At 39.3% G+C, this 13780-nt stretch carries 13 protein-coding genes; 12 read left to right on the top strand and 1 reads right to left on the bottom strand.

The window, feature by feature from the left end:
- Positions 1-9: 9 nt before the first annotated feature.
- The 9 genes from ABD000_RS09170 (at position 10) to ABD000_RS09210 (ending at position 11301) form a co-directional block, all read left to right on the top strand.
- A complete protein-coding gene (locus ABD000_RS09170) occupies positions 10-1599 on the top strand; it encodes a DUF4381 domain-containing protein (protein ID WP_343766343.1) in 1590 nt (529 codons plus the stop codon).
- Positions 1599-2603, top strand: coding sequence for a vWA domain-containing protein (locus ABD000_RS09175; RefSeq protein ID WP_343766346.1), 1005 nt, complete (start codon positions 1599-1601; stop codon positions 2601-2603). The genes ABD000_RS09170 and ABD000_RS09175 overlap by 1 nt, the downstream gene beginning before the upstream one ends.
- Complete coding sequence (locus tag ABD000_RS09180; RefSeq protein ID WP_343766349.1) at positions 2603-3652, top strand: VWA domain-containing protein; 1050 nt, start codon at positions 2603-2605, stop codon at positions 3650-3652. The genes ABD000_RS09175 and ABD000_RS09180 overlap by 1 nt, the downstream gene beginning before the upstream one ends.
- Positions 3649-4515, top strand: coding sequence for a tetratricopeptide repeat protein (locus ABD000_RS09185; RefSeq protein ID WP_343766353.1), 867 nt, complete (start codon positions 3649-3651; stop codon positions 4513-4515). The genes ABD000_RS09180 and ABD000_RS09185 overlap by 4 nt, the downstream gene beginning before the upstream one ends.
- 6 nt (positions 4516-4521) lie before the next feature.
- On the top strand, positions 4522-6276 hold the full coding sequence (locus ABD000_RS09190; protein ID WP_343766355.1) for a BatD family protein: 1755 nt from the start codon (positions 4522-4524) through the stop codon (positions 6274-6276).
- 2 nt (positions 6277-6278) lie between these two features.
- Entirely contained in the window at positions 6279-7055 is a 777-nt protein-coding gene (locus tag ABD000_RS09195; protein ID WP_343766358.1) for an SH3 domain-containing protein, read from the top strand.
- A gap of 74 nt (positions 7056-7129) precedes the next feature.
- Positions 7130-8710, top strand: coding sequence for a SulP family inorganic anion transporter (locus ABD000_RS09200; protein WP_343766361.1), 1581 nt, complete (start codon positions 7130-7132; stop codon positions 8708-8710).
- Positions 8711-8728: 18 nt separating this feature from the next.
- The gene (locus ABD000_RS09205; RefSeq protein ID WP_343766365.1) at positions 8729-9355 is read left to right on the top strand and encodes a carbonic anhydrase family protein; all 627 of its coding nucleotides are present in this window, start codon (positions 8729-8731) and stop codon (positions 9353-9355) included.
- Between the two features lie 101 nt (positions 9356-9456).
- A complete protein-coding gene (locus ABD000_RS09210; RefSeq protein WP_343766367.1) occupies positions 9457-11301 on the top strand; it encodes a SulP family inorganic anion transporter in 1845 nt (614 codons plus the stop codon).
- Here ABD000_RS09210 and ABD000_RS09215 read toward each other — a convergent pair whose 3' ends face one another.
- Positions 11302-11823, bottom strand: coding sequence for a CvpA family protein (locus ABD000_RS09215; RefSeq protein ID WP_343766369.1), 522 nt, complete (start codon positions 11821-11823; stop codon positions 11302-11304). It lies immediately after the preceding gene.
- Positions 11824-11880: 57 nt separating this feature from the next.
- On the opposite strand from ABD000_RS09215, the gene ABD000_RS09220 reads away from it, so the two are divergent.
- The 3 genes from ABD000_RS09220 to ABD000_RS09230 all read left to right on the top strand — a co-directional run bounded on the left by ABD000_RS09220 (position 11881) and on the right by ABD000_RS09230 (position 13757).
- Entirely contained in the window at positions 11881-12237 is a 357-nt protein-coding gene (locus ABD000_RS09220) for a hypothetical protein (RefSeq protein WP_343766372.1), read from the top strand.
- Positions 12238-12335: 98 nt separating this feature from the next.
- Positions 12336-13355: a phenylalanine--tRNA ligase subunit alpha gene (pheS, locus tag ABD000_RS09225; RefSeq protein WP_343766375.1), complete on the top strand. Its 1020-nt coding sequence runs from the start codon at positions 12336-12338 to the stop codon at positions 13353-13355.
- Positions 13356-13757 (top strand): hypothetical protein, encoded by a 402-nt coding sequence (locus ABD000_RS09230; RefSeq protein ID WP_343766378.1) that lies wholly within the window; start codon positions 13356-13358, stop codon positions 13755-13757.
- Positions 13758-13780 lie beyond the last annotated feature (23 nt).

Here is a 13780-nt window from a genome sequence, read left to right on the forward strand (position 1 = left end):
ATTGGTTTGGTGGTTTTTTTGACATGTTTCTTGGGCTCTACGGTACAGGCTCAGCGTGTAAAAGCTTCTATTGATTCTATCTCCATTAAAATAGGCGAACAAATTACCTACACGTTTGAAGTTGAGGCAGATTCAACCTCATTTGTCACCTTCCCGGAAGGACAGACGTTTGTTCCCTTAGAAATGTTTGAGAGTTTTAAGATTGATACCACTAAGAATCAAGACAAACTCAAACTCATTAAAAAATATGCCTTAACGCAATTTGATTCCGGTAGGTATATTATTCCAAAGCAAAAAATACAAATTGATGATCGATCATTTATGACCGATTCATTTGCGGTACAAGTGCGCGATGTGGTTGTTGATACTACCAAGCAAAAAATGTATCCTATAAAACCTTCGGTTGAGGTAGAGGCTCAGTTTGAGTTGCCTTCATGGATTTGGTGGGTGCTTTTAGTATTACTTTTATTGGCAGTGATATTATTTATTCTTTTCCGAAGAAAAAAGAAAAAAGACGAAGAGCTGGCAAAGCTTACTCCTTTTGAGCGTGCGATGCTAACGTTAAAAAAGTTGGATGAAAGTAACTTGCTCAACCAACACGAATACAAAAATTATTACTCTACCTTGACCGATGCTGCCCGCCGGTACCTAGATGAAAAGGTAGATGATCATGCGATGGAGCGCACTACAGATGAGCTCCTGCAACATTTGGAAGAGTTAAAAGCAGAAGGACGCTTGGATTTGGATGGTCCAACCCTCAAGGATTTTGAAGGAATTCTTAGACGGGCAGATCTTGCCAAATTCGCCAAATCAAATCCGCCCCAAGAAGTGGCAAAGGCAGATCGATCCAAGGTTGAAGATATTATTAAAAACACCAAAGAATCTCTACCAGAACCTACCGAAGAAGAGCTTTTACAAGATCAAAAGTATTTAGAGGAGTTAGCAAAAAAGCGTAAACGCAATCAAATAATTATTAGCATTGTAGCAGGTGTCGTAGTCATTGCTATTGCGCTGGGAGTATTGATCGCTCAAAAAGGTTTCACCTACCTTAAAGACACTTATCTGGGGCATCCTACTAAAGATTTATTAGAAGAGCCTTGGATAAAAAGTGAGTATGGCAATCCGCCGATGACCATTTCAACTCCACGAGTTTTAGTACGAAAAGATACGGATAGTATTCTCAAAAATCTTAACCAACCGGGAGTTAAAAATGAATTGTTTATGTACGGGAGTTTGATCAGTGATTTTTACGTACTCCTCAACACGACCTCCTTTGAACAAAAAATTGATTTTGACATCAAAAATGCTATTGATGGAATTTATAAGCAGTTTGAAGCTCAAGGAGCAGCAAATATTATCATGAAAGATGAAGCGTTTAAAACCGCACAAGGTGTTGATGGCTATAAAGTGTATGGCAGTATGACGGTGACTGATCAACTAACTAAGCGTCAAAAACGAGTGGATTACTCCATTTTAGTGTTTGCCGTAAATAATGGTATCCAGCAACTAACACTGGTCTATGGTGAAGAGGATGAGTATGCCGAAAAAATTGCAGAACGCATCATAAGCTCAGTTGAATTTAATGCAGCGATAAACTAATGTTTGAAGGTATCACATTTGAAAATCCTGAATTTTTCTGGTTGTTTTTACTGCTTCCGGTTTTGGCGGCATGGTATATTTGGAAAAGAAACAGACTTACTCCTTCCTTAAGTATTTCAAGCACAAAAGGCTTTATGGCTAAAAGGAGTTTTTGGTCTCAACTGCGCCCGTTACTTTTTGCTTTGAGGCTGCTGGCACTTGCGTTATTGATTACCGGCTTGGCCCGACCACGTACAGTTGATGTTTCTACAAAAATCAAAACAACCCGCGGAATTGACATCGTCATGGCGATTGATGTTTCTGCCAGTATGTTGGCAAAAGATTTAAAACCCAATCGCCTTGAAGCCCTAAAAGATGTGGCTGCAGATTTCATAAAGGGAAGACCCAATGATCGTATTGGTTTAGTGGTGTATGCCGGTGAAAGTTTCACAAAGACCCCTGTAACCAGTGATAAAGCAATTGTCTTAAATGCCTTAGAAGAAATTGAATATTCTAATTTGTTACAAGCAGGAACTGCGATTGGCATGGGGCTTGCAACTTCGGTCAATAGATTAAAAGAAAGTAAAGCCTTAAGTAAAGTGATCATCTTATTGACGGATGGAGTCAATAATTCTGGTTTTATTGATCCAAAAATTGCAACAGAACTTGCCATAGAATACGATATTAAAACCTACACGATCGGGATAGGAACTAATGGAATGGCATTATCTCCCTACGCGATTAATGCCAGAGGTAGGTTTGAATATGCTAACATTAAAGTAGAAATTGATGAGGAGCTGTTGCAGAAAATTGCCGCAGATACAGGTGCTAAATATTTTAGAGCAACAGACAATGAGAAGTTAGAAGAGATTTATACTGAAATTGATAAACTGGAAAAAACCGATATAGAAGAGTTTAAGTATTATAACTATGAAGAAAAATATCGGCCTTTAGTACTCCTAGCAGGATTACTTTTATTGTTAGAAGCCCTGCTGCGTTTCACCGTATTTAGAAGTTTTATTTAATGTACATCTTAGAAGAACATATCTACTTTTGGGTACTCGCCGTCATACCGGTACTGCTACTGCTCTACCTGAGTAACTTATGGTGGAAAAAAAGAACGCAGCACCAATTTGCTCAAGCAACTTTACTTGAAAAACTTAGTCCAAATACCTCCACCTTTAAAGGAGTACTTAAAATATTTGTTTTAGTCCTAGCTTTCGCAGCATTGAGTATTGCCTTAGTCAACCCTAAAATTGGAACTAAATTAGAAAAAGTTAAACGAGAAGGTGTTGACGTAGTTTTTGCAATCGACGTTTCAAAAAGTATGCTGGCTGAAGATATTGCTCCTAATCGCCTTGAAAAATCTCAGCAACTGGTGACCCAAATCATTAATAATTTGGCGGGCGATCGCGTAGGCATTATTGCCTATGCAGCAAGTGCTTTTCCGCAACTTCCCATCACTACAGATTATGGTTCTGCCAAGATGTTCTTGCAATCCATGAATACCGATATGCTTTCCAGCCAGGGAACAGCTATCAATGAAGCCATTGAGCTAGCCAAAACGTATTACAATGATGAGGATCAAACCAACCGTATTTTATTTATCATTAGTGATGGAGAGGATCACGAAGGAGACGTAGCTTTAGTCGCCCAAGAAGCTGCGGAAGAAGGTATCCGAATCTTCACGATTGGGGTAGGTACCGAAAAAGGTGGTCCTATCCCCATTAAAAAAAACGGTGTAAATCAAAATTATAAAAAGGATAATCAAGGGGAAACAGTGATTACTAAACTCAATCCACAAATCTTACAAACCATAGCTAATGAGGCTAATGGAGAATACATCGATGGCACTGTCACGACACAAGTGGTGGAACAAGTCACTGATATCTTGCAGCAACTGGATAAGAAAGAATTTGAGACCAAACAATTTGCAGATTTTAAAGATCAGTTCCAATGGTTTTTAGGTTTTGGTATTTTATTTTTAGTGTTAGATGTATTTTTATTAGATCGTAAAACAGATTGGGTGCAACGCCTCAATTTATTTGGATCAAAAAAAGACGAGGAATCATGAAGAAGAGATTAACCTATACGTTTACAGCCATGATGCTTATGATAAATTTCATGAGCTTCGGGCAAAATAAAGAAGTTGAAAAAGCCAAAAAAGAAGCCAGAGAAACCTCTATTCAGTATATGGAAGAGGCAGAAGATGCATTAAGTGAAAATGATTTCGCTTCCGCGGAAGCGAACTATCGCAAGGCTATTGCTACCGATCCAGAGAATACCGAAGCAAAGTACAATATGGGAAATTTGTACTACAACAAAGAATACACCGCAAACGCTCAGGGTAAATATACAACTGCCGGAAAAAATGCCACAGAGAAAGCATTACGTCATAAATCGTTCCATAACCAGGGAAACACATTTATGAAGCAAAAACAATATGACAAAGCAGTCGAGGCTTACAAAAATGCATTGCGCAATAATCCCACTGATGATGAGACCCGATACAATCTTGCATTGGCAAAATCTATGTTAGAAAAAGATGGCAGTGGTGGTGACGATCAGGATAAAGATCAGCAAGGTGGGGATGGAGATAACAAGAATGAAAATCAAGGCGATCAGGGAGAGAATCAAGACAACAAGGATAAACAGGATCATGGCGATCAAGGAAAAGATCAAAAAGAAAACGATCAGGAAAAAGGAGAAGATAAGCAAGATAAGGGTGGAGATCCTAAAGATGGAAAAGATAAAGAACAACCTAAGGGAGATCAACAAAAAGAGCAGCAACAGCCCAAGAAACAAAAAGGACAGTTGTCACCACAGCAAATTAAAAATCTCTTGGATGCCATAAAAAACCAAGAGGAAAAAGTACAGGAAAAAGTAAATGTTCAAAAAGGTAAAGGAGCACAAGTCAAACCCGAAAAAGACTGGTAATTCGCTATGAAGCACATCTTCTACGGCATATTATTTTTAATCACGGCATCCGTACAGGCTCAGGTTTCTTTTGAAGCAAAGATCAGTAGAAAATCGCTTGGGGTTAATGAACGCTTGCGGGTTGACTTTACCATGAATCAAAATGGCGATAATTTTAGTCCGCCAAATTTTAACGGTTTTACGGTGGTTGGTGGACCAAATCAGTCGGTCAGCAGACAATGGGTTAATGGTAAAAGTAGCTTTAATAAAACCTTTACGTATTTTGTTCAACCTAACAGAACAGGATCTATAACGATCCAACAGGCCGAAATTACGATTGAAGGAGAAGTCTACAAAACTACTCCCATCACAGTTAATGTAACAGGTGCGGTAAAAAAACCTGATAGCCCAGAGAGTAAAGCGAGAAGCCTGGCCGATGAAAACCTGCACTTAGTAGCACAAATTTCTAATGCAAATCCTTATGTTAATGAAGGAATTTTGGTGACCTACAAGCTTTTTGTGAGCAGTCGAATAAGCGTAAACGGCACCCAACCGGTAGATAATCCTAAGTTTGCTGATTTTTGGAGTCAAATGATTCCGCAGACAAATTACGTTATACGAGATGAACAGTATAATGGTGAGCCCTATAAATCGGTTGTGCTCCAACAGGCGGTATTGTACCCACAGAAGTCGGGTAAACTGGTTATTGAGCCCTTAACGCTTTCGGTAAATGTAGATGTTCCTACAAATCGCAGGGACTTCTTTGGCAACCGCATGTATCGCACGGTAGAGAAAAGAGTTTCAGCAGGGGGACGTTCTATTAATGTAAAAGAACTCCCGCAAGAAAACAAACCTGAAAATTTTACAGGTGCAGTGGGAAGCTTTAATTTTGATGTGAGCACGAGCAAGACCAGCCTAAAAGCATTGGAATCCTTACAACTTGAAGTTAAAGTGTCTGGAAACGGAAACTTGAAACTATTTAATCTTCCGGGTTTTGCAACGCCTCCTACCTTAGAAGTATATGAGCCAGAGCATGAAGAAAACGTTCGCACAAATGCTTCGGGTATGCGCGGAAATATTAAAGATCGCTATACCATTGTTCCGCAGGCAAAAGGTAAATTCACCATTGACCCGTTAAGCTTTTCGTATTTCAATCCCACGACAGAACAATATGAAACAGTCTCATCTAAAGAGTTTGTGATTAATGTCACGAAAGGACCAGAAATTTCAGCCTCAACCGATTCAGCTTCAGTTGCAAAACAAAAAGTAACTAGTCTTGGGAATGATTTTAGGTATATCAAGCTAACAACTCAATTGGTACGCCCTTTTGAAGATCCCTTTTTTAAGTCCGCGATATTTTGGGGATTACTAATAACTCCTCTCTTATTTCTTCCCTTATTTATGTTGGTAAAGAAAAAACGAGACGCACGTTTGGGAGATGTTAAAACCATGCGCATTAGAAAAGCAGATAAGCTGGCACGAAAATATCTGGGAGAAGCAAAAAGAAATTTAGGCAGTCAAAAAAACTTTTACGATGCACTTGAGCGCGCGCTACATAATTATTTAAAGGCAAAATTATCCATTCAAACCAGTGACATGAGCAAAGAGCGCATTCAACGCCTCCTCAAAGAGAAAGGTGCAGATGATCAACTCGTGATTGAATTTATTTCGCTGCTTGAAAGTTGTGAGTTTGCCAGGTACACGCCCACGTCTAATGTTGCCATGCAACAGGATTATGATAAGGCAGTACGTGTAATTTCTTCATTAGATAAACAGTTGTAAGGATGTTGAAGGTAAAACATATATCAGGTTTTTTACGTGTTGGTTTTATATTGATAACTTCAATTCTTTACTCGCAGGATCAGACCAGTCAAAAATTGTTTGATTTAGGCAATCAGTTTTATGCCGAAGGAAAATATCAAGAGGCCGCTAAGTCGTATCAAAGTATATTAAATGAGGGATTGACCTCTGCAGAATTACATTATAATCTGGCCAATACATATCATAAACTCAATGAACTGCCAGAGAGTATTTATCATTATGAAAAGGCGTTACAGCTTGATCCATCAAACAAGGATATTCAAAACAATCTGGCTTTTGTAAAAAAAGCAACCTTAGACGTTATTGATGATGTTCCTCAAATTGGGATCACACGTTTTATCAATCAAATTGCCCATAGCTTTTCGGCAGATGGTTGGGCGTGGCTTGCAGTACTTTTTTCTTTTTTGGGAGTGACAGGCTTTATTCTATACTATCAATCGACCTACGAAGGTAAAAAGCGCATGTTTTTTATTCTTAGTATGCTGTTTTTTCTCTTCGGAATTTTTTCGTTAGTCTTCGCATTTAGAACTTCAAGACTTAATGCATTAGAGAAATATGCCATTATCTTTGCTGAAGAAGTCGAAGTGCAAAATGAACCTAATCGACGTGGAGATCAGCTTTTTATTCTTCATGAAGGAACTAAAGTGAAAGTCCTGGAAGACTTTGATAACTGGATTCAAATTGAGCTTGCAGATGGCCGGAAGGGATGGTTACTATCTGATACGTTGAAGGTCATTTAAGGCTTATATTTTTAGTCTTTTGCAGTGCAATTAAAGATATCCTCTTATCTTTAGCCTTAACTAATTAAATTTCCATGTTGAAACATTTAAAAAACGATCTGCCTGCTAGTGTCGTCGTATTTTTTGTCGCACTTCCGCTATGTTTAGGAATTGCGTTGGCTAGTGGTGCTCCTTTATTTTCTGGGCTTATCGCAGGAATTATTGGGGGTATCGTTGTTGGTGCCTTAAGTGGTTCATCCATAGGTGTAAGCGGTCCAGCTGCGGGTTTAGCAGCGATTGTCTTGGTAGCAATTACAGCGTTAGGTGGGTATGAAAATTTTCTAGTGGCTGTTGTGATAGGAGGAGCTATACAGCTTCTTTTTGGTGTGCTCAAGCTAGGAGTCATTGGATACTATTTCCCGTCTTCAGTCATTAAAGGAATGCTTACGGGGATTGGAATTATCATCATCCTTAAACAAATCCCTCATTTCTTTGGCTACGATGCAGACCCCGAAGGTGATTTTGCTTTTTTTCAAGTAGATGGTGAGAATACCTTTTCAGAAATTATCAATACCGCAAACTATATAAGTCCGGGAGCCACGCTTATTGCAGTCATAGGATTGGCGATACTATTACTTTGGAGTAATGTATTAAGCAGTAAAGGGAAGTTCTTTCAATTGGTGCAAGGACCATTGGTTGCCGTTGTAGTCGGAATTGTGTTTTATGTATTGACAAAAGAAAACGAATTTTGGGGAATTTCGGGTGAGCACTTAGTAAGTGTTCCTGTACCAGAAAATTATTCAGAATTTATAGGTCAGTTTACATTCCCTAATTTCTCAGCCATTACACGATATGATATTTGGGTGACTGGTTTCACCATCGCTCTGGTGGCCAGTTTGGAGACGCTATTATGTGTTGAAGCAACCGACAAATTAGATCCAGATAAGCGGGTTACCCCTACGAACAGAGAACTTTTTGCTCAGGGAACGGGTAATATCATTTCGGGTTTGATCGGTGGTTTACCGATTACTCAGGTAATTGTTAGAAGTTCTGCCAACATTCAATCTGGAGGAAAAACTAAGATGAGTGCCATCATACACGGTTTCTTTTTGTTGATCTCTGTGATCTTGATTCCGCGATTGCTGAATATGATTCCATTGTCGGTTTTAGCAGCTATTCTTTTTATTGTAGGATATAAATTAGCAAAACCAACCGTTTTTAAACAAATGTATGATGCAGGTTGGAAGCAGTTTGTTCCTTTTATGGTTACCGTAGTAGCTATTGTTTTTACTGACTTGCTTACCGGGATTGCGTTGGGCTTAGCGGTGGGAATCGTAGTTATTCTATACAATAGCTATCAGAACTCTCACTTTCTGCATATGGAGGATAAAAGTGATGGACAGCATAGGATCAAAATGACCTTGGCAGAAGAGGTGACTTTCTTTAATAAAGGAGCTATATTGAAAGAGTTAAATAATTTACCAGAAGATACGTATCTTGAACTGGATGTAAGAAAAACGAGACACTTGGATCACGACATCATTGAGATACTGGAAGATTTTTCAGAAAAAGCCAAAAACCGAAACATTGACATTAAATTAATTTCAGAGCGCGGTGTGGTCGAAAATCCTGATAGCTATATCGAATTTTTCAGGCTTAGATCAAAAACTGCCTAATCAAAGCACAACACTATTATGAAAGCATTTACGAAAGAAACTCAAGCAGATATTACTCCGCAAAAAGCATTAGACCGCCTTTTAGAAGGCAACAAACGTTTTGTTTCTGGCAACCTAGAAAAACAGGATTATTTGGATCAAGTCAAAGATACGGCGACAGGTCAATTCCCCTTTGCTGCAGTATTGAGTTGTATAGATTCACGGGTTCCTGTAGAGGTAGTTTTTGATCATGGGATAGGTCATCTGTTTTCTGCCCGTGTTGCGGGGAATATTGTGGATGAAGATATGTTAGGAAGTATTGAATATTCCTGTAAAGTCGCGGGATCAAAACTAGTGTTGGTATTAGGTCATACCGCTTGTGGTGCAGTAAAGGGAGCTTGTGATGATGTGCAACTGGGTAATATCACGGCACTTTTGTCCAAAATTAAACCCGCTGTAAAGGCGACTAAAACAGGTGACGGTGAAGCGCGTGATTCCTCTAATATAACATTTGTCAACGACGTAGTTAAAAACAATGTGGTGATGACCATTCAAAATATAAGAAAAGAAAGTCCTGTATTAAAGGATATGGAGGAGGATGGAAGTATCATCATTAAGGGAGCAGTGTACGATATAGCAACCGGTAAAGTGAACGTGGTTCACTAAATCAATCTCAAAAATCTTAAAGAAAGGTCAAGGCTCAATTGCTTTGACCTTTTTTCATTTTATATGTGTTAAATTACACCTTCAACCAACTTACTTAGCGTATGCAACAGTTATTTAAACATATCAAGGGAGATGCTTTTGGCGGAATCACTGCCGGAATTGTCGCTCTCCCCTTGGCTTTAGCCTTCGGGGTTTCCTCAGGATTGGGTCCCAGTGCGGGACTTTATGGAGCGATATTTATTGCGTTTTTTGCAGCCTTGTTTGGAGGAACACCTACACAAATCTCGGGCCCTACGGCTCCTATGACGGCAGTAAGCATGGTGGTGATTGCCGGGATTATTGGGGCAAATGATGGCGATGTAGAAAAAGCCTTACCAGCTATTTTAACGGTTTTCCTATTGGCCGGACTATTTCAAATTATTCTTGGAGGAGTTGGAATAGGAAAGTACATTAAATACATGCCTTACCCGGTAGTTTCAGGATTTATGTCGGCAATTGGCGTTATTATTTTAATTACTCAGTTATTACCCGCGGTGGGATATTATCCTGCGGAAGATGAAACCTATGTAGATCAATATACCGTTCAAGCTGAAGAAGTTATTCTGGAAAAAATACTTTCTAATGAAGCCGCTGAAGGAACTTTAGTGCTTGAAGATTTAGAAAATACTATAGCCCAAGCCCAAACAATTCAGGAAGAGGAAATCAATGCCGAAGCAAAATCCATTGCCAAGCGAAGAGCATCCGGAGTATTGGGTACCATAAGAAATCTCCCCAGAGCCTTAAATAACATTAATTTCTTGTCTTTGGGGCTTACGCTAGCGACCATCTTAATTATTTACGGTTTTAAGCGAATCACCACAGCCGTACCAAGTACCTTAGTGGCATTATTGTTAGTTTCGGGCGTTGCCTATTTTTTTAAGTTAGATTATCGTGCGATTGAGGAAATCCCCAGCGGATTTCCATTACCTAATCTAGCTATCATTACTGATTTTAATTTTGGATTGGTTTCTCCGTATATTTTAACGGCATTATCACTTGCATTTTTGGGGTCGATTGATTCCTTGCTTACCTCTGTCGTAGCAGATAATATGACAAAGACCAGGCACAAGCCCAATAAAGAACTCATCGGTCAAGGAATTGGTAACAGTGTGGCGGCTATTTTTGGCGGAATCCCGGGTGCGGGAGCTACGATTAGAACCGTGGTGAATATTAATGCAGGAGGTAAAACTAAACTGTCTGGTATGATTGCCGGGGTTCTACTTCTAATTATTCTTTTAGGACTGGGACCGGTTGCTTCTCAGATTCCAGCTGCCGTGTTGGCGGGAATTTTAATTACCGTGGGGATTGGCGTGATGGATTATAAGGGTTTAAAAGCAATACCGCACATGCCTAAGGCAGAAGTCGTCATTATGTTTGTGGTATTGATACTTTCTGTCTTTTGGGATTTAGTATACGCCGTTGGAGTAGGTTTAATAATTGCTTCACTCATTTTTATGAAAAAAATGGGAGACGCCACGGCAGAGTTATCTTTTGTTCGACCATTGAATCAAGCACCAGATGAACCTTGGGAAGATGAAAAAAACTTCCCAGAGCGACTTAAACAAGAAGTGTATATCAAACACTTAAGCGGACCTATCTTCTTTGGTTCTACGACCGAGTTTCAATTGTTGTCAAAAGAAATCCCTGAAACAGCTTCAGACGTAGTGATTAGAATGGGTAAAGTCCCCTATATAGACCAATCCGGATTATACGCGATGGAAGAGGTTATCCTAGAACTGCAAAGTAGGAAGGTTAACATCTACCTAGTCAACCTTAAAAAGCAACCGGAATATTTGATGCGAAAGATTGATATTATTCCAGATTTAATTCCACAAGAGCATATGTTTAAGGATTTTGAATCATGCATTGCCTATTTAAATAAGAACGTAAAAGACACTGTGAAGTAATTAGCTAGCTGTTTCAGCAGAGTCGTTTCGGTTCCTGTCAAATTTCTCCAGCAATGTGGGTAATACTAAAGGAGCTACTTGTTGAACCGGTTTATAGAGCATAGAATCTTCCATAGTTTCTTCATCAATAAGCGCGTTAGATGTATTGAGATAATCTACCACCATGAGCACTGCACTGGAGATAAATGCCATTTTCACTACCCCGAAAGCTCCACCTAAGATTCGGTTTAAAATACCAAGTGCCGCAAAGCTGGCTAGCTTGGTGAGCATCTTCCCCGCAAGGGAAACCACAAAAATAATGATGATAAATGTTATGGCGAATGAGGTAAGTTGGACGTACTGTTCATTCCACTCTACAGCTTCAGCCAAATAATTACCTACAATATAAGAGAAATGAATGGCGCCAAAGATCCCTGCGACGATGGCGATTAAGGATGCTAATTCAACAAATAATCCTTTCATAAAGCCACGTACCAGACCAAATCCAAGGGCGATCGCTAAGATGATATCTATAAATGTCATGCTCAAATTTTAGCAAATATAGAATTTTAAGCTGTGACGCCTTTGTATCTTTGTGGCATGGCTAGAGATGAACAATTAAAGCTGCGCTGGGAGCAACTGCAAAAAAAATTGGCACAACGTTTTGGTGATGGAGAGGTGCTGGATTTGGATGCTATTATTTATTTAATTGGCGTGCAGGAGCTGGGGAAACCTCAAAAACGCTTTAAAAAAGATCATAAGATCGACTTGATGCATATTGCAATCTGTAAATTGCTGGAGCCTTATGGCTATTACACCTTTGACTATGTAGATGAAGAAGGATGGCCGCATTATACTGTAGTGGAGGAATTACCTACCTTAAAGTCTGGGGAGCAAACCGTGCTAATGAAAGAAGCTATCGTACAGTATTTTTTGGCTGCTGAGTATATTTTTTAGAAAATTAAGCCCATAATTCATTTGGTTAAGTCCCATAATATTTGATTGCACACAGGTTTAATTTGGCTTAACTTTGTCGCCCTTTAGATAAAACTATTATGATCGCTACGATTAAAGAAGAATTGCAAAAAGTTGAAGCATTTAACGCTGCAACCGCTTCAGAAATTGAAGATTTCAGAATTAAATATTTAGGAAGCAAAGGTTTACTTAAGCAATATTTTGCTGCATTTAAAGATGTCCCTAATGAAGAGAAGAAGGAGTATGGTCAAGCGATCAATCAACTTAAAACCGCAGCACAAGAGAAAGTCAATGCGTTAAAAGCCGCGCTTGATCATACTATTGAGAAAAAGGGAGTATACGGAGATCTAACTAGGCCGGGAGAAGCCATAGAATTGGGGGCAAGACACCCCATAAGTTTAGTAAAAAACCGTATCACAGAGATATTCTCTAACATTGGCTTTAATGTAAGTGAAGGTCCCGAAATTGAAGATGACTGGCACAACTTTACGGCACTTAATTTACCAGAATATCATCCTGCACGAGATATGCAGGATACGTTTTTTATTCAGACCAATCCAGACGTGCTTTTGCGCACACACACCTCTAGCGTGCAAGTGCGGTATATGGAAAACAATACTCCGCCTATCAGAACGATTTCACCAGGAAGAGTGTATCGTAATGAGGCGATCTCAGCACGATCGCATTGCTTTTTTCACCAGGTAGAAGGCTTGTACATCGACAAGGATGTAAGTTTTGCAGATCTTAAGCAAACGCTACAATATTTTACCACAGAGATGTTTGGGAAGTCTAAGATTAGACTGCGACCTTCTTATTTTCCGTTTACAGAACCCAGTGCAGAGGTAGATGTGTATTGGGGATTAGAGACTGAAACCGATTACCGCATGACGAAAGGTACAGGTTGGTTAGAAATCATGGGCTGCGGAATGGTAGATCCCAACGTCTTAGAGAATTGCGGAATTGACAGTAAAGAGTATTCCGGATTTGCTTTTGGGATGGGGATTGATCGTATTGCCCTGTTATTGCACCAAATTCCAGATATTAGAATGTTGAGTGAAAATGATGTGCGCTTTTTAGAGCAGTTTAAAAGTGTGTTATAAGTGAAAAAGGATATCACAATTCCTAAAACCGAAGGGGTGCTACTCGCGGCAGTATTTGAAAAACACGCGGAGTATCATACTGATGACTGGAACATCTATATTCTTAATACCAAACCTGAACCCTTAGAAAATCTTTTAATCGTCTCAAAAGGATTTAGCGCAACTAAAGTGACTCCGGCGATGCGGCATAAATTGGCGGTGCTCCCGGCAAAATCCTATGCCAAGGTTGAATTCTTACAACAGGATGTGTTGGCTTTGACCAATGAATTCTCGGTTACCTTTTTTCATGAAGGAACGCTATATGATCAAAAATTCGTCTTTAAACCTAATGCGATTAAGGCATCGGCATTAAAAGAAATTTCTTTGATGGATCGTAAGGGAGTTTTGGGGTTAGTAGAATAATTTGATTTGGATATAGCGACAAA

It is taken from the genome of Gangjinia marincola, assembly GCF_039523415.1.
Taxonomy (GTDB): domain Bacteria; phylum Bacteroidota; class Bacteroidia; order Flavobacteriales; family Flavobacteriaceae; genus Gangjinia; species Gangjinia marincola.